We start from the raw sequence: 16,043 nt of genomic DNA, 5'->3' as shown, positions 1-16,043 counted from the left end.
TTTTGGACGTACTTTCCCTAATCCCGCAATTTGGCAATCTTCTCTGGACGATTGTCGCGTTTGTCATCGCATTGTCGGTCATCGTCGCGGTGCACGAATACGGCCACTACATTGTGGGGCGTTGGTCCGGTATCCATGCCGAAGTGTTCTCGATCGGGTTTGGCCCGGTTCTCTGGAGCCGTGTCGACAAACGGGGGACCAGATGGCAGATCGCGTTGCTGCCTTTTGGGGGGTATGTGAAGTTCCTGGGCGATGCCAATGCAGCATCGGGCAAGGATGAAAAGGCGATGGAAGGCATCGCTACCCAAAGCCCGGAAGAGCTGCGCCGCACCATGCACGGTGCCCCTTTGTGGGCACGGGCCGCAACGGTCGCGGCCGGACCTGTCTTCAACTTCGTCATGTCCATTCTGGTGTTTGGCCTGATTTTCTGGTCACAAGGCGTATCGAAAGAGCCGCTGACAGTCGGATCGTTGCAACCCTTGCCGGGCACTGTGCAGGAGCTGAGAGAAGGTGATGTGATCACGGCCATCGCCGGTGTTCCGACACCTGACTATGATGAAGAGGGGGCCTGGCAGGACTTTATCGAGGCGCTGCCTGTGGAACCGGTTCTGGATTACACGGTGATCCGGGACGGTGAAACGCTGGATGTACAAGCACCATGGATGTTTCCACCCCTGATCCGCCAAGTGGCCCCACGCAGCGCGGCGATGGATATTCAGCTGAAACAAGGCGATGTCATCACGGCGGTGAACGGGGAGCCGATCTTTGCCTTCGAGCAGCTGAAGGATTTTGTCGAAGGGTCCGATGGCCGGGTTCTTCTGTTGGACGTCTGGCGGGATGGGTCCGAGCTGGAATTCGCATTGGCCCCGCGACGCACGGATGAACCTCAGCCGGATGGCGGTTTCGTCACCCATTGGCGGATTGGGATCATCGGGGGCATGATGCTGGAGCCGGCAACTGAACCGGCTGGTATTCTGGATTCACTGACCGGCGGTGTCAGACAGACGGGCCGCATTATCGAAGGGTCGCTGTCGGGTATATGGCACATGGTGACGGGGGCAATCAGCACCTGCAACATCTCGGGGCCGATCGGAATTGCCGAAACCTCGGGGGCAATGGCCAGCCAGGGGGCGCAGAACTTCATTTTCTTCATCGCGGTTCTGTCGACGGCGGTCGGATTGCTGAACCTGTTTCCGATCCCGGCATTGGATGGCGGGCATCTCGTGTTCTACGCCTATGAAGCCATTGCAGGGAAACCACCCAGTGATGGGGCCTTGCGGGTGCTCATGGGGGTAGGGATCACCTTAATTCTCACCCTCATGCTGTTTTCAGTGAGCAACGATTTGTTCTGCTAATTGTGGCGCGTGGCGCAAGATTGGGCCGCAATATTGCCTCATTTTGACGTTATGGTTTTTGCGTCTGAGGGAAAAGCCATGACCAAAACGCTGAAAAAATCGTATCAGAGCTTTAGCTTCCTGTTCGTGCTGAATTGGGATGTTCTGCTGAGCTTTGCGGTTACGGCGTTGGCCATGGCAGGTGCCGCCTATCTGGCGGCCATGTGATTCTTACCGAAATTAACGTCGTCAATTTGAATGGCAGTCTTCGCGGCTGCTTCTATTTCGCCTTTTGACAAGCTCATTCAATCCCGCTACTCAGCATTAAAGTCTTAAATTCTGGGTAGAGCAAAAAATGACTGACAGGCGAGGGGCGGGCACATCCTGCGGGCAGCAAATGCCAACAAACAATATTTTGTGGCAGGCGCTAGCGGTTCTTTTCCTTTTTGTTGCTGCGAGCTTAATGACTTTTCCGCATGCAGCACAGGCGCAAAACTATACGATCAATTCGTTTGATGTTGAGGGCAATCGCCGGATTGAAACCGGTACGATCATCGCCCGAACGGGAATCGAACCTGGCCAGACTGTAACTGCGGGCCAGCTCAATGATGCCTATCAGCGTTTGCTTGACAGTGGTGTATTTGAAACAGTTGAGCTGACGCCGCGGGGGTCTACGCTGGTCATCACGGTTCAGGAATATCCGACGATCAATCAGATCAGCATCGAGGGTAACGCCCGTGTCAAAGACGACGTGTTGTTGGACGTTATCGAATCTCAGCCGCGCCGCGTCTTTACCCCGCAGTTGGCCGAGTCTGACGCTGACATGATTGCTGAAGTGTATTCAGCCCAAGGCCGAGTTGCCGCGACCGTAATCCCTCGGATTATCCGCCGTAGCGACAACCGAGTTGATCTGGTTTTTGAAGTGGCAGAAGGCACGACCATTGAAGTGGAACGTGTCAGTTTTGTTGGCAACCGTGCCTTTTCGGACCGTCGTTTGCGCCGTGTTCTGGAAACCAAGCAGGCAACCTTCCTGCGGACGTTCTTCCGGAACGACACGTTCATCGGCGATCGTATCGAATTCGACAAGCAGGTCATTCGGGATTTCTACCTTTCACGAGGCTATGTCGACTTCCGTGTGAACAGCGCCAACGTCGAGTTTACCCGTGAAAGGGATGCTTTTTTCCTGGTGATGAATGTAACCGAGGGCCAAAAATTCTCGTTCGGTAAAATCACGACCGTCAGCGAAATTCCGGGCGTCGATCCGGCACCTTATCAGGACGCGCTGAAGATCAAACCCGGCGTCACATATACGCCGACGCTTGTTGAAAACTCGATTACAAGACAAGAGCGACTGGGCCTGAAGCAAGGCGTGGATTTCCTTCGGGTGGAACCTCGTGTAACGCGCAATGACCGCGATCTGACTTTGGATGTCGAATTTGTTCTGACAAAAGGTCCTCGGATCTTTGTCGAGCGGATCGATATTGAAGGCAACACAACCACCCTGGACCGAGTGATCCGCCGGCAGTTTGACACTGTCGAAGGCGACCCGTTCAATCCACGCGAAATCCGTCAGGCTGCGGAGCGTATCAATGCCTTGGGCTTCTTTGCTGTCGCCGAAGTCGAACCGCGCGAGGGATCGTCGCCTAGCCAGGTCATTCTGGATGTAGACGTTGAAGAACAACCCACCGGCTCGCTGAGCCTTGGAGGCAGCTACTCGGTTACGGACGGTTTCGGGATTGCAATTGGTCTGAACGAATCCAACTTCCTGGGCCGTGGCCAGAACCTTGGTGTCTCGATCTCCACCGCGCAGGACTCGGAACAATATACGCTCAGCTTTACAGAGCCCTATCTGCTGGGCCGCAAGCTGCGCTTTGACCTTGGTCTGGGGTTGTCAGCCACCAATTCCGGGTTTGCAAGTTACGACACAAGCAGTCTTTTCTTTGCACCTCAACTGACCTACGCGATTGGTGAATTGTCGGCTCTGCGGGTTCGCTATGGTTGGGACCGCAGCGAGATGACGCAGCAGGACAATGAAGTTAACGGTGCGGTGATTTCTTCTGAAATTGCGCAGGGCAAACGGACGTCCAGTTCATTGGGACTGTCCTACATTTATGACAGCCGTCTCGGCGGCCTGGACCCCAACACTGGCGTTCTGTTTGAAGTAGGTGTTGATGCCGCCGGACTTGGTGGGGACAACAAATTCTTCAAGACCACGGCACGTGGCATCGCGCAAACCCGGGTTTGGAACGAAGAGGTGGTGCTTCGGGCAACGATGGAACTGGGCGCTCTGCACTGGCGCGGAAACGATTTCAGCCGTACCGTTGACCGGTTTGTGCTGGGCCCCAATACTTTCCGGGGTTTCGAACCTGCGGGTATCGGACCGCGTGACCTGTCCAACGGTCAGGATGACGCGATCGGGGGCAACTACTACTGGGTTGCCCGTTTCGAAACCGACTTCCCGCTGGGTCTTCCCGAGGAACTCGGTCTGCGCGGTGGCTTGTTCTATGATGTTGGCAACCTCTACAACATCGACAACGTCAATACGGCAGGTGCAACTATTGTCGGTGCAAACGGATCGATCCGGCACGTGATTGGGATTTCGGTGCTCTGGGAAACTCCATTCGGGCCGTTGCAGTTCAACTTTTCGCAGCCTCTCAAGAAAGAATCTTTCGACAAGGAGCAGAACTTTGACTTCACGATCCAGGCCCGGTTCTGATCCGCGATGCTGAACAGATTGCTTGGCAGAACACGGGGCCCGCTTTGGGCCCTGTGTGCATTTGTGACGATGGTCTCGGCGCCTTTGGCAAATGCACAGCAGCTTGGTGTGCCACAAGCCAGTGTTGTCACCCTGTCCAGTGAAGAGCTGTTTGCCAAGTCCGCCTTTGGACAGCGCGTTTTTCGCGAAATTGAAAAGGAAAGCGCCTTACTGGCCGAAGAAAACCAACGGATTGTCGCGGAACTGAGCCGCGAAGAAAAGGAACTCACCGAGCAGCGCGCCACCATGTCGGCCGACGAGTTCCGCCCCCTGGCCGAGGCGTTTGATCTCAAGGTTCAGTCCCATCGCGAGGGGCAAAGGGCAAAGCTGGATGTTCTGGCCCGTCGCAGCGAAGAAGCCCAGCAGACCTTTTCCGAAATTGTGCGCCCGGTGCTTGTCGATCTGTTACGCGAAATTGGGGCCAGCGTGATGATCGAGCGATCCAATGTCGTCGTCAGCACGTCCGACATCACCGAAGCCGCAATCATCCGAATAAACGCCGCGATTGGTGATGGAAGCGATTTGCAACAGGGTCAGGGCGAATAGGTTCGCTTGCCCTTGCAGTGCTGTATTGCTAACCACGCAAAAAAAAGAAACATCCAAGACGGGATATCTGCATCATGAGCACAGAAACCAAAAGCGCAGACATTCAGCTGATCCAGAGGATCCTGCCGCACCGCTATCCGTTTTTGCTGGTCGACAAGGTGGTAGATATCTCGGGCTATCAGTCGGCGCGCGGAATCAAGAATGTCACCATGAACGAACCGCATTTTCAGGGGCATTTCCCCGGTACGCCGATCATGCCGGGTGTCACGATTGTCGAGGCAATGGCGCAGACCGCCGGTGTGATGCTGGGTGTGGGAATGGACGTCATCGACACCGAACTGTTGATTTACTTCATGAGCATCGACAAGTGCAAATTCCGCCGCAAGGTTGTGCCCGGTGATGTGCTGGAAATGCATGTGGAAACCGTGCGTGGGAAAAAAGGCGGAAAGCTGTTCAAATTCAGCGGCCGCGCAACTGTCGAAGGCGAAGTCGCCGCCGAGGCGGAATTCTCGGCCTATGTCGACTGGGATATGGAAAAAACAACATGAACGGAGTCCATCCCAGCGCAATTATTGAAGATGGCGCGCAGATTGGACAGGATTGTATCATCGGTCCCTTCTGCCACGTGGGCCCACAGGTGAAACTGGGCGATCGGGTCGAGTTGAAATCGCATGTGGTCGTGACGGGCGACACCTCGATCGGCGACGATACCGTCGTGTTCCATTTCTCGGTGATTGGTGAGATCCCTCAGGATCTGAAATTCAGCGGCGAAAACACCCGGCTTGAGATTGGCAAACGCAACCGCATTCGCGAGCATGTGACAATCAATACCGGGACGGAAGGTGGCGGAGGGGTCACGCGGATCGGTGACGACTGCCTGTTGATGGCGGGTGTTCACGTGGCCCATGACGTTCAGATCGGCAACCGTGTGATCATGGTGAACCATGCCGGCGCGGCGGGGCATTGCATCGTCGAAGACGACGTGATCGTCGGTGGCATTTCGGGGTTGCATCAATGGGTGCGCGTTGGACGCGGGGCCATTATTGGCGCGCTGACCATGGTGCCGAAAGATGTTATTCCTTACGGTCTGGTACAGGCGTCGAGGGGTGAGCTGGATGGCCTAAACCTCGTCGGTCTCAAGCGCAAGGGTGTCTCGCGTGAAGATATCTCGGCGCTGCGTGCGGCCTTCAAGGAATTGTCCGACGGCGAAGGCACCTTTATGGATCGCGCCAGCCGGATCGGTGAAGGCAACGAAAGCGACTATGTGCAGCAGATCGTGGATTTCGTCACCGGTCACAGTGACCGATCCTTCCTGACCCCGAGGAAATAGGGTCATGCTTGCGTTGATTGCGGGAACCGGGGCGCTGCCGACCGAAGTTGTTGCGCAGTTGACAGAACGTCCTCTGATCTGCGCGATGGAGGGGTTTCTGCCGGACACCCTGAGCGCGGATGTCGTGTTTCCTCTGGAACAGCTGGGCAGTTTCATCGCTGACCTGAAGGCGCGGGGCGTGACCGATATCTGTCTGGCCGGCGCTGTTCGGCGCCCGCCAATCGACCCCTCGCGCATCGACGCCGCGACGCTGCCACTGGTTCCGATCATCCAAAAGGCCATCCTGTCCGGGGATGACGGCGCTTTGCGCGCCGTGATCGGAATTCTTGAAGGGGCCGGCCTCACCCTCAGGGCCGCGCATGAGATCGCGCCCGGTTTGTTGCCGCCTGTGGGATGTCTGACCGAAACCCAGCCCTCGGACGCCGACATGGCCGACGCTGACCGCGCCGCCGGGATTCTTCGGGCAATGGGGGCGGCGGATACCGGGCAGGCCTGTGCCGTGTCAAAAGGGCAGGCGCTGGCCATCGAGGGAGTGTTCGGCACCGCGTGGATGCTGCACTCCCTGACCCAACGCCCCGACGCTGGCGGCGGCATTCTTTTCAAAGGTCCCAAACCCGATCAGGATCGGCGCGCCGATTTGCCCGCCATCGGGCCGGAAACCGTTACCGACACGGTTGCGGCAGGTTTGTCCGGGATCGTTTTGGAAAAAGGCGGTGTACTGGTTCTGGAAAAAGAGCGTGTCATCGCTGAATGCAACCGTCTGGGTCTGTTTCTCTATATCCGCGAGCGGGCGGTCTGATGCGTGTCTTTCTGGTCGCCGGTGAACCTTCGGGTGACCGGTTGGGCGGCGCGCTGATGGAGGGGTTGAAAACCCTGGTGCCCGAGGTTGAATTCGACGGTGTGGGAGGCCAGCTGATGCAAGCGCAGGGTCTGCGCAGCCGGTTCCCGATGTCCGAACTCTCGGTCATGGGGCTTGTCGAAGTGCTGCCGAAGTTTTTCCACCTGAAACGGCGGATTTCCGAGACGGCACAGGCGGTGCTGGACACGAAACCGGATGTTCTAATCACCATAGACAGCCCGGATTTCAGCTTGCGCGTCGCCAAAATCGTAAAAGCCAACAGCAACATCCGAACCGTGCATTATGTTGCCCCCAGTGTCTGGGCCTGGCGCCCCGGGCGTGCAGGCAAGATGGCAAAGGTCATCGACCATGTGCTGGCGCTTCTTCCTTTTGAACCTCCGTACATGGAGCGGGCAGGGATGGAATGCGACTTTGTCGGCCATCCAGTGGTTGGCGAACCGATTGCAACACCAGATGAGATCGCCGCCTTCCGCCACCGCTTTGATCTGGGCAATGCGCCGATCCTGCTGGCCTTGCCCGGGTCTCGGCGGGGTGAGATCGAACGTCTGGCAGAGTCTTTCGGCGGCGCGTTGCGGTTGTTTTTCGATGACCACCCGAATTACCGCGTGGTGATCCCGACCGTAGGTGCGACAACCGATCTGATAAACGACCTGGTGCCGGAATGGCCGGGCACCCCCGTGGTGCTGGACCCGCGCCAGGTGGGGGCAGAGCAAGCCACGGCCGACAAACGAGCGGCCTTTGGCGCCGCAGATCTTGCCCTTGCTGCTTCGGGAACGGTTTCGCTGGAACTTGCGGCGCAGAATACGCCGATGGTCATTGCGTACAAACTCAACTGGCTGACGCAGAAAATGGCGGAACGGATGGTCAAGCTGGACACCGTTACACTGGTCAATCTGGTTTCGGAAACACGCGCCGTGCCGGAATGTCTGCTGGATGATTGTCAGCCTCAAAAAATCGCCGAAGCCTTGCGAAATGTCGCCGACGCCCCCGATGCGCAACAGCAAGCCATGAACCTGACCATGGACAGGTTGGGGCGTGGGGGCGAAGCACCCGGCTTGCGCGCGGCGCGAGCGGTTTTGAACAGAATGCAGCCACGCAATGCTTGATCACGCGCTGTTTGCAGTCTCTGCGGGGATCGCGATGATCTCTACCAATCTGGACAATCTGGCTGTTTTGTTGGGCTTGATTCTGGTGATGGAACAGCGCCGTGCGATCGTGGGCTTTGCCGTCGCTCAGACGATCGTACTTTCCCTGGCCATGACCGTAGCCGTGGGCCTGAACCAGAGCGGCCTTCCGTTTTGGATCGGCTATCTTGGCCTTGTCCCGCTGGTGTTTGGCTTGCGCGGAATCTGGCATCAGTTTCGCGACGCGGACACCGAAGGTGCGGAGTCAAAAGGGGCGGTGACTTCGGTGGTGACGCTTTTCCTGAGCCTCTCGATAGACAGTTTTGCGGTAATGACCCCTCTGCTTGCGGATTCGGCGCCGTCCTATCGGGTTGTTGCGTTGATCGGTGCCGCCAGCGCGGCCGCCTTGCTGGTTGTTGTTGCGGCATGGGGGGCACCCCACGCCAAAAGCCTTGGCCCGCGCGTTGCCCGGCTGGATCGGATTGCGCCATATATCATGGTCTGCGTCGGGCTCTATATTCTCTTCAATTCTCCCACCGATATGTTGTGACCCCGCAAAGAGAGCGCGCCGTCTCGCATATGTGACCTGCAAGGTCTGTTGCTGGGGCGCAGGTCCAAGGTATCGTGACCCAGAAAAGGAGCTTTCGACATGACCCGCGTCCCCCCTTTGTCGGATCAGGAAATGACGGCCGACGCGCGCGCGTCCCACGCTGCATTGGGCGCCTACGGACCATTTGAAAACTGGGCCCGCGTCGCAGCGAATTGCCCTCCGGTTCTGAACCACGTCACGGGAATGCTGACGACCCTGCGAGAGCAGGAGACCCTGCCGCGCCGTGCGTTGGAGCTGGCGATGGTGACGGTTTCAAAACTGAATGCCTGCGATTATTGCGTCTCGCATCACACACCGCTGCTGACCGTGGCGGGGCTGAGCCCCGAAGGGGCGGCGCGTCTGCCGGACGTCGAGGATCATCCGGAACTGGATGCCTGTGACAAGGCGGTCGTGCGTTATGCCGAAGCCGTGACGATCCGGTCGGGCCGTATGAAGGATGCCGAAGTGGCGGATCTGAGGGAATGGTTCACCGATGCCCAGATCGTTGAGCTGACCTGGCGCATCGCCTTGTGCGGTGCGTTCAATCGGTTCAACGATGCATTGCAGATTCAGATCGAACCCGAGGTCGAGCCGGTTTCAGCCTAATACCCACGCCAGATCCAGCCGCCGCCGAACACGCGGCTGCCTTCGTTTGCGTAAAATACGCAGGCCTGCCCTGGCGAGATTCCTTCCTCGGGGGTCAGCAGTTCGACCTCGGCCGTGGTGTCCGACAGCGGCCGAATGATTGCCTCGCGTGGCGGGCGGGTCGAGCGGACTTTGACGGACAGATGCCATTCATCGCGTGACGAGAAGGGTTCATCGCCCAGCCAGTTGATCTCGCGCACCGGAACGACGCGCGTTGCCAGCATCTCTTTCGGGCCGACAACGACCTGCTTTTTGTCGACGTCCAGTTTGACGACGTAAAGCGGCTCGCTGAGGCCGCCGATACCAAGACCGCGACGTTGCCCGATCGTATAGTGGATCACGCCGTTGTGCTGCGCCAGTACGCGGCCATCGGCGTGAACGATCTCGCCGGGTTCCGCGGCTCCGGGGCGCAGTTTTTCGATGACGCTGGCATAGTTGCCGTCGGGCACGAAGCAGATATCCTGGCTGTCGGGCTTGTCCGCCACCGACAGCCCATACTGCGCCGCCATCTCACGGGTTGCGTCTTTTGACGGCAGGTGGCCCAGCGGGAAGCGCAGAAAATTCAGTTGCTCTGGCGTGGTCGAGAACAGGAAATAGGACTGATCGCGATTGGCGTCTTCGGCGCTGTGCAGTTCCGGTCCGTTGGCGCCCATCTTGCGCTGAATGTAATGGCCGGTGGCCATGCAGTCTGCCTCGAGATCCTTGGCGGTTTCCAGAAGGTCCTTGAATTTCACGCGCTCGTTGCAGCGGATGCAGGGAACCGGCGTCGCGCCTGCCAGATAGCTGTCGGCAAACTCGTCGATCACGGCATCCTTGAAGATGTTCTCGTAATCCAGAACGTAATGTGGAAATCCGCGTTCTTCCGCCACGCGTCGCGCATCATGAATATCGATTCCAGCGCAACAGGCACCTTTCTTGGCCAATGCCGCGCCGTGGTCATATAGCTGCAAAGTCACACCGACCACATCATAGCCCTGATCGGCCAGATAGGCCGCGACAACGGAACTGTCGACGCCCCCCGACATCGCCACAACGACCCGCGTTTCCGAGGGTGGTTTGGCAAAGCCAAGCGAGTTCAGCGGGGTCTCGGTATCGAGGGCCATTGCAGATTCCAGTCCGGGTTAAGAAAGACCGGCAGAATATAGGAAAATTCTACACACTCTCAAGGGGCGGTTTCACGCGACTTTAAGTAGGCTGAGGGCAGCTTTGGTGCAGCAAGAAGGGTAAAGCGATGTATTTGCACAAAGTTGAAGGGCCAAGGTCTGTTGCTCTGCCGGATGGATCCATTTTGACGCATGCGGATTTGCCGCCCGCGAACACCAGGCGATGGGTGGCGTCACGCAAGATTCTTGTCGTGCGTGGGGTGCTTTACGGGCTGATCAGCCTGTCTGACGCAAAAATGAAATACGGCCTGAGCGACGAAGAATTCAACGGTTGGGTTTCTTTGGTCGCGGAACACGGCGCCGAGGCGTTGAAGGCGACGGCGCTAAAAAAGTATCGACAACCTAAAGGAGAGCGTGAATAAATGATTCAACGGTAACGTCAGATTAACCATTCTTGGTCAGGTTTAATTTTAATTGGAATTATTGACCCGAATTGGAGCAGTGAAAAATGCGCATACTTCTAGTCGAGGATGATCCGACCACGTCCAAAAGCATCGAACTGATGCTGACGCATGCGAACCTGAACGTCTATGCGACGGATCTTGGCGAAGAAGGAATCGATCTGGCGAAACTCTATGACTACGACCTGATCTTGCTGGATTTGAACCTGCCGGACATGAACGGGCACGAGGTTCTGCGCCAGTTGCGGATCGCCAGGGTGGAAACGCCGATTCTGATTTTGTCCGGTGCTGATGATACCGAAAGCAAGATCAAGGGATTCGGCTTTGGTGCCGATGATTATCTGACCAAGCCCTTCCATCGCGAAGAACTGGTGGCACGCATCCATGCCATCATCCGCCGTTCCAAAGGGCATTCGCAATCGATCATTCATACAGGGCGAATTGCGGTGAACCTTGATGCAAAAACCGTGGAAGTGGATGGCAAGACGGTTCATTTGACCGGCAAAGAATACCAGATGCTCGAGCTGCTCAGCCTGCGCAAGGGGACGACTTTGACCAAGGAAATGTTTCTGAACCACCTGTATGGCGGCATGGATGAACCTGAACTGAAAATCATCGATGTGTTCATCTGCAAACTACGCAAAAAGCTCAGCAATGCGACCGGCGGAGAGAACTATATCGAAACCGTCTGGGGCCGTGGCTATGTGCTGCGAGATCCGCAAAGCAACACGCTGGACGAAACACGGATGGCGGTCGGGCTTTGATTTGAACCACCCGTGCCGCCGGTGGTCCAGGGCGGCACATTGCACTCACGGCTCAGCACGTCTGGACCTGGCCATGGCCTCGCCCTATCACTGAGGTCCAAGTACGCGTGACAGGGCGAGGCCATGAGCAACTTAATTACCATATCCGAGCTGACGGAAGATGAGGCGCGTGCCGAGCTTGCACGTCTGGCCGAACTATTGTTGAAAGCAAACACGCTGTATCATACGGCTGATGCGCCTGACATGTCGGATGCCGACTATGACGCTCTCAAACGGCGCAATGCCGAGATAGAAGCGCGCTTCCCTCATCTCAAGCGTCCCGACAGCCCGACGGATCAAGTGGGTGCAAAGCCTGCTGATGGTTTTTCGAAAGTCACGCACGCCGTGCGCATGATGTCGCTGGGCAACGCTTTCGATGATGACGACGTGGCCGATTTCGACAGGTCGATCCGGAAATACCTGGGCATTGGGGCTGGTGAAAGTCTGGCCTACACCGCCGAACCCAAGATTGATGGCCTGTCGCTGTCATTGCGGTATGAAAACGGACGGCTTGTTCAGGCTGCCACGCGCGGAGATGGTGAAGTCGGTGAAAGCGTAACTGCCAACGCCCGCACGGTATCCGATATCCCGCAGCACCTGAAAAACGCGCCCGAGGTTCTGGAAGTCAGGGGTGAGGTTTACATGTCTCACGCGGATTTCGAGGCGTTGAACGCGCGGCAGGCAGAGCGCGGCGGAAAACCCTTTGCCAATCCAAGAAACGCGGCGGCGGGGTCTTTGCGGCAACTGGATCCGGAAATCACGCGCGCGCGCCCGTTGCGTTTCTTTGCTTACGCCTGGGGAGAGGTTTCAGAGCCATTGTCGGACTCGCAGATGGGGGCGATCGAGCGGTTGAAATCACTTGGATTTTCGACGAATCCCCTGACCCGCCTGTGCAAAACGACGCAAGAGATGCTGGAACATTACCGGGATATCGAAGCGCAACGTTCCACCTTGGGCTATGACATCGACGGGGTCGTCTACAAGGTGAATGATCTGTCGCTTCAGGCGCGTTTGGGGTTCCGCTCAACTACGCCGCGATGGGCGATTGCTCACAAGTTCCCGGCCGAACTGGCCTGGACGAGGCTGGAAGCGATCGACATTCAGGTCGGTCGTACAGGCGCGCTTAGCCCGGTTGCACGGTTGCATCCGGTGACGGTGGGCGGTGTTGTTGTGTCCAACGCCACCTTGCACAACGAAGACTATATCGCGGGGCGCGATGCCAAGGGCGGCACGATCCGCGATGGCAAGGATATTCGTGTCGGTGACTGGGTTCAGGTATACCGCGCCGGGGATGTGATTCCGAAACTGTCAGATGTTGATCTGTCCAAGCGCCCGGCCGGTTCGCAGCCCTTTATCTTTCCGACGCGCTGTCCGGAATGTCAAAGCGAGGCGATCCGTGAAGAAGGTGATGCGGTCCGTCGCTGCACCGGTGGTTTGATTTGCCCCGCGCAGGCCGTTGAAAAGCTGAAACATTTCGTCTCGCGCAAGGCGTTTGACATAGAAGGCCTTGGCGCGAAACAGATCGAGATGTTCTATGATGATCCGATCCTTCCGATAAAGACTCCGGCGGATATCTTTACATTGGAACAGCGTGACAGGGCCAATCTGGCACGGCTGAAAAACCGGGATGGGTGGGGGGAAACCTCGGCCAGAAATCTGTTTGCCGCGATCGACGAAAAGCGGACTATTCCATTTGCGCGCCTGTTGTTCGCTTTGGGCATTCGACATGTCGGCGAGGTCGGAGCGCGCGATCTGGCGCTGTTTTACCGCGATTGGGAGACCATGACGCAGGCCCTGGACACCGCCCGCCCGGCAGCTCTGGCTCAGCGGCAAGCGGATGAGGCCGAGGATGCCGAACGGGCGGCCGCGCTGGCAGAAGGTCGTCGGGCACGTGTCAAGGAAGTGCGGGATGCGGCCATAACCGCGGCGCGCGTTCCGCCGGATGCCAATGCCGCCTGGGCTGAATTGATCGGAATAGACGGGATCGGCGCAACGCTGGGTCTGTCCCTGTCCGATGCGTTTTCGAACGTGGAAGAGAGGCGCGCGTTCGATACGTTGCGCAAGGAACTGACAATCGTCGCACCTGATGCGCCCGCCTCAGACAGCCCGGTGGCTGGCAAGACGGTCGTGTTCACCGGTACTCTGGAAAAGATGACCCGAGCCGAGGCAAAGGCACGGGCCGAGGCGTTGGGTGCGAAGGTTTCCGGTTCCGTCAGCAAGAAAACAGATATTCTGGTCGCCGGGCCCGGTGCGGGTTCGAAAGCCAGGAAAGCGGCAGAGCTGGGTATCGAAACTCTGGATGAGGATGGCTGGTTGCAGCTGATCGAAGGCGCATGAGCGGGAGGCCGGAACAGCTGTTCCCGCTGTTTGCGGGGCTTGAAACACTCGAGGGCGTCGGCCCCAAGACCGCGCAAGTTCTGGAACAGGCCGGCGTTGAGAGCCCACGCGACGTTCTGTTCGGCCTGCCTTATGCCGTCGTCGACCGACGTCGGCGAGAGACGATTCAGGGCGTCGATCTGCCTGCGACGTTGACGGTCGAAGTGACTGTCGGCCCACACAGGCCGCCTCGAAACAAGGGTGGCGCATACCGCGTGCATGTCGAAGACAGCCAGGCCGATTTTCAGCTGGTTTTCTTTCACGCGCGCGGGGACTATCTGAAAAGAGTACTGCCTCAGGGCGCGCGCCGTGTGATCTCGGGCAAGCTGGAGCTGTTCGACGGGATGGCTCAGATGGTGCATCCGGATCATATGTTGCCGGTTGAGCAAGCCAGTGAAATTCCGGAATTCGAACCGGTATATCATCTGACACAGGGGCTGACTCAAAAGACGGCCTTCAAGGCCACCCGCAGCGCATTGGCGCGGGCGCCAAAGCTGGCGGAATGGATCGACCCGGCGCAGATGGCACAGCAAAACTGGCCGGATTGGATCTCGGCAATTCGTGCTGGCCACAATCCTCAGGGGGCTGATGATGTCTCACCATTTGCGCCCGCGCGTCAGCGTCTGGCCTATGACGAGCTGTTCGCCCATCAGTTGACGCTGGCTCTGGCGCGTCAGCGAGAGCGGAAATACCGTGGTGTCGTCAGCGTAGGGACAGGCGCGTTGCAATCCAGGGTGTTGGCCAGCCTTCCTTATCGTCCGACCAGCGCACAAAGCCGCGCGATCGAGGAAATCGCGGCCGATATGGCATCGGATTCCCGCATGAACCGATTGTTGCAGGGTGACGTGGGGGCCGGCAAGACATTGGTGGCCTTCATGGCCCTTCTGATTGCAGTCGAGGCTAAAGGGCAGGGCGTGATGATGGCCCCGACCGAGATACTCGCCCGCCAGCACTTGGAAGGGTTGCGCCCGTTGGCGGAAGAGGCCGGAGTGGTGTTGGAACTGCTCACCGGGCGTGACAAGGGCGCAGAGCGGCGCGCCAAGCTTGAGGCTTTGAAAAATGGCAATGTCCAAATTCTGGTCGGCACCCATGCCGTGTTTCAGAGTGATGTTGAATTCAAAGCGCTGCGCTTGGCCATAGTTGATGAACAGCACCGGTTTGGTGTGCGCCAGAGGATGGAGTTGTCGGAAAAAGGGCAGGGCGCGGATGTTCTGGTGATGACCGCCACCCCGATTCCACGCAGTCTGGCGCTGGCGCAATATGGCGATATGGATGTCTCGGTGCTGGACGAAAAGCCGCCGGGGCGCAAACCGATCAAGACAGCGATTGTCAGTACGCAGCGCATGGACGAGGTCGTGTCGCATCTGCGTCGGGCGATTGATGAGGGGCGGCAATGTTATTGGGTCTGCCCTTTGGTCGATGAATCAGAGGTTTCAGATCTGACGGCAGCTGAAGAACGGTTCAAACGCTTGCGTGCCATATTGGGCGAAGGTGTGGTCGGGCTGGTTCACGGGCAAATGCCGCCGTCGGAAAAAGACGCGGCAATGTCCGCATTCCAGAACGGGGACACCAAGGTTCTTGTGGCCACGACCGTCATAGAAGTGGGGGTCAATGTGCCCAATGCCACGATCATGGTCATCGAACGGGCCGAAATCTTTGGTCTGGCCCAACTGCATCAATTGCGCGGCCGCGTGGGCCGGGGTGATGCGGAATCGACGTGTTTGTTGATGTATCAGCCGCCGCTCAGCGAGGGGGGGCGCAAAAGGCTGGAGGTTCTGCGTGAAACCGAAGACGGGTTCCGTATTTCGGAAACCGATCTGGAGATGCGCGGCGCCGGGGATCTGATCGGAACTGCGCAGTCCGGTCTGCCAAAGTTCCGCATTGCGGATCTGGAGCGTCAGGCCGGCTTGATGGCCGTGGCCCAATCCGATGCCCGGGCATTGCTGAATGCGGATCCCAAGCTGACCTCGGCCCGGGGGCGCGCGGCGCGCGTACTTTTGTGGCTGATGAAGCAGGATCAGGCGATCCGTTTGATTTCAGTAGGTTAGGCAAAAAGTTCCAGAAAGTTCACAAATGTTCTTAAAAAGTTCTTTACCGACTCGGATAAATATGAGAACA

At 57.9% G+C, this 16,043-nt stretch carries 15 protein-coding genes; 14 read left to right on the top strand and 1 reads right to left on the bottom strand.

The genetic code is table 11. The features are described 5' to 3' along the window. Window positions 1-2: 2 nt before the first annotated feature. The 10 genes from rseP to GOW04_RS04480 all read left to right on the top strand — a co-directional run bounded on the left by rseP (window position 3) and on the right by GOW04_RS04480 (window position 9,143). Window positions 3-1,355 carry an RIP metalloprotease RseP gene (gene rseP / locus GOW04_RS04520; protein WP_171231669.1) on the top strand — a complete coding sequence of 451 codons (1,353 nt, stop codon included), beginning with the start codon at window positions 3-5 and terminating at the stop codon, window positions 1,353-1,355. Window positions 1,356-1,433: 78 nt separating this feature from the next. Further along, window positions 1,434-1,562 (top strand): hypothetical protein, encoded by a 129-nt coding sequence (locus tag GOW04_RS22140; protein ID WP_256367495.1) that lies wholly within the window; start codon window positions 1,434-1,436, stop codon window positions 1,560-1,562. A 235-nt stretch (window positions 1,563-1,797) separates the two neighbouring features. Then, window positions 1,798-4,050: an outer membrane protein assembly factor BamA gene (gene bamA, locus GOW04_RS04515; protein ID WP_371814346.1), complete on the top strand. Its 2,253-nt coding sequence runs from the start codon at window positions 1,798-1,800 to the stop codon at window positions 4,048-4,050. Between the two features lie 6 nt (window positions 4,051-4,056). After that, entirely contained in the window at window positions 4,057-4,635 is a 579-nt protein-coding gene (locus tag GOW04_RS04510) for an OmpH family outer membrane protein (RefSeq protein WP_171231667.1), read from the top strand. A gap of 74 nt (window positions 4,636-4,709) precedes the next feature. Continuing rightward, on the top strand, window positions 4,710-5,183 hold the full coding sequence (gene fabZ / locus GOW04_RS04505; protein WP_152457928.1) for a 3-hydroxyacyl-ACP dehydratase FabZ: 474 nt from the start codon (window positions 4,710-4,712) through the stop codon (window positions 5,181-5,183). After that, window positions 5,180-5,965, top strand: coding sequence for an acyl-ACP--UDP-N-acetylglucosamine O-acyltransferase (gene lpxA, locus GOW04_RS04500; RefSeq protein ID WP_171231666.1), 786 nt, complete (start codon window positions 5,180-5,182; stop codon window positions 5,963-5,965). The genes fabZ and lpxA overlap by 4 nt, the downstream gene beginning before the upstream one ends. Window positions 5,966-5,969: 4 nt before the next feature. Next, window positions 5,970-6,764, top strand: a complete 795-nt coding sequence (locus tag GOW04_RS04495; RefSeq protein ID WP_171231665.1) for an LpxI family protein — start codon at window positions 5,970-5,972, stop codon at window positions 6,762-6,764. Further along, window positions 6,764-7,930, top strand: coding sequence for a lipid-A-disaccharide synthase (gene lpxB, locus GOW04_RS04490; RefSeq protein ID WP_171231664.1), 1,167 nt, complete (start codon window positions 6,764-6,766; stop codon window positions 7,928-7,930). Before GOW04_RS04495 ends, lpxB begins: the two co-directional genes overlap by 1 nt. After that, window positions 7,923-8,498 (top strand): hypothetical protein, encoded by a 576-nt coding sequence (locus tag GOW04_RS04485; protein ID WP_171204731.1) that lies wholly within the window; start codon window positions 7,923-7,925, stop codon window positions 8,496-8,498. The genes lpxB and GOW04_RS04485 overlap by 8 nt, the downstream gene beginning before the upstream one ends. A 99-nt stretch (window positions 8,499-8,597) precedes the next feature. Beyond that, window positions 8,598-9,143, top strand: a complete 546-nt coding sequence (locus GOW04_RS04480) for a carboxymuconolactone decarboxylase family protein (RefSeq protein WP_171231663.1) — start codon at window positions 8,598-8,600, stop codon at window positions 9,141-9,143. On the opposite strand, the gene mnmA is transcribed toward GOW04_RS04480, so the two are convergent. Beyond that, window positions 9,140-10,285, bottom strand: a complete 1,146-nt coding sequence (gene mnmA / locus GOW04_RS04475; RefSeq protein WP_152457934.1) for a tRNA 2-thiouridine(34) synthase MnmA — start codon at window positions 10,283-10,285, stop codon at window positions 9,140-9,142. The two genes, GOW04_RS04480 and mnmA, sit on opposite strands and share 4 nt — an antisense overlap. A gap of 128 nt (window positions 10,286-10,413) precedes the next feature. Between mnmA and GOW04_RS04470 the strand changes: the two genes are divergently transcribed. The 4 genes from GOW04_RS04470 to recG all read left to right on the top strand — a co-directional run bounded on the left by GOW04_RS04470 (window position 10,414) and on the right by recG (window position 15,973). After that, window positions 10,414-10,707 (top strand): DUF1153 domain-containing protein, encoded by a 294-nt coding sequence (locus GOW04_RS04470; protein WP_171231662.1) that lies wholly within the window; start codon window positions 10,414-10,416, stop codon window positions 10,705-10,707. A gap of 86 nt (window positions 10,708-10,793) precedes the next feature. Beyond that, window positions 10,794-11,510, top strand: a complete 717-nt coding sequence (ctrA, locus tag GOW04_RS04465; RefSeq protein ID WP_152457936.1) for a response regulator transcription factor CtrA — start codon at window positions 10,794-10,796, stop codon at window positions 11,508-11,510. Between the two features lie 123 nt (window positions 11,511-11,633). Further along, the gene (gene ligA / locus GOW04_RS04460; protein WP_171231661.1) at window positions 11,634-13,886 is read left to right on the top strand and encodes an NAD-dependent DNA ligase LigA; all 2,253 of its coding nucleotides are present in this window, start codon (window positions 11,634-11,636) and stop codon (window positions 13,884-13,886) included. Beyond that, the gene (recG, locus tag GOW04_RS04455; RefSeq protein WP_171231660.1) at window positions 13,883-15,973 is read left to right on the top strand and encodes an ATP-dependent DNA helicase RecG; all 2,091 of its coding nucleotides are present in this window, start codon (window positions 13,883-13,885) and stop codon (window positions 15,971-15,973) included. The genes ligA and recG overlap by 4 nt, the downstream gene beginning before the upstream one ends. Window positions 15,974-16,043 lie beyond the last annotated feature (70 nt).

It is taken from the genome of Ruegeria sp. HKCCA4812, from assembly GCF_013034245.1.
Taxonomy (GTDB): Bacteria; Pseudomonadota; Alphaproteobacteria; order Rhodobacterales; family Rhodobacteraceae; genus Ruegeria.
The sequence above is the reverse complement of the archived record's forward strand: the minus strand, read 5'-3'. Positions and strand labels throughout refer to the sequence as shown.

What these genes read in the sequence shown, in the direction of transcription:
- GOW04_RS04480 (WP_171231663.1), top strand. Translation starts at nt 8,598, where the DNA reads ATGACCCGCGTCCCCCCTTTGTCGGATCAGGAAATGACGGCCGACGCG.
- mnmA (WP_152457934.1), bottom strand. Translation starts at nt 10,285, where the DNA reads ATGGCCCTCGATACCGAGACCCCGCTGAACTCGCTTGGCTTTGCCAAA.
- fabZ (WP_152457928.1), top strand. Translation starts at nt 4,710, where the DNA reads ATGAGCACAGAAACCAAAAGCGCAGACATTCAGCTGATCCAGAGGATC.
- recG (WP_171231660.1), top strand. Translation starts at nt 13,883, where the DNA reads ATGAGCGGGAGGCCGGAACAGCTGTTCCCGCTGTTTGCGGGGCTTGAA.
- GOW04_RS04495 (WP_171231665.1), top strand. Translation starts at nt 5,970, where the DNA reads ATGCTTGCGTTGATTGCGGGAACCGGGGCGCTGCCGACCGAAGTTGTT.
- GOW04_RS04470 (WP_171231662.1), top strand. Translation starts at nt 10,414, where the DNA reads ATGTATTTGCACAAAGTTGAAGGGCCAAGGTCTGTTGCTCTGCCGGAT.
- lpxA (WP_171231666.1), top strand. Translation starts at nt 5,180, where the DNA reads ATGAACGGAGTCCATCCCAGCGCAATTATTGAAGATGGCGCGCAGATT.
- GOW04_RS04510 (WP_171231667.1), top strand. Translation starts at nt 4,057, where the DNA reads ATGCTGAACAGATTGCTTGGCAGAACACGGGGCCCGCTTTGGGCCCTG.
- bamA (WP_371814346.1), top strand. Translation starts at nt 1,798, where the DNA reads ATGACTTTTCCGCATGCAGCACAGGCGCAAAACTATACGATCAATTCG.
- GOW04_RS04485 (WP_171204731.1), top strand. Translation starts at nt 7,923, where the DNA reads ATGCTTGATCACGCGCTGTTTGCAGTCTCTGCGGGGATCGCGATGATC.
- lpxB (WP_171231664.1), top strand. Translation starts at nt 6,764, where the DNA reads ATGCGTGTCTTTCTGGTCGCCGGTGAACCTTCGGGTGACCGGTTGGGC.
- ctrA (WP_152457936.1), top strand. Translation starts at nt 10,794, where the DNA reads ATGCGCATACTTCTAGTCGAGGATGATCCGACCACGTCCAAAAGCATC.
- GOW04_RS22140 (WP_256367495.1), top strand. Translation starts at nt 1,434, where the DNA reads ATGACCAAAACGCTGAAAAAATCGTATCAGAGCTTTAGCTTCCTGTTC.
- ligA (WP_171231661.1), top strand. Translation starts at nt 11,634, where the DNA reads ATGAGCAACTTAATTACCATATCCGAGCTGACGGAAGATGAGGCGCGT.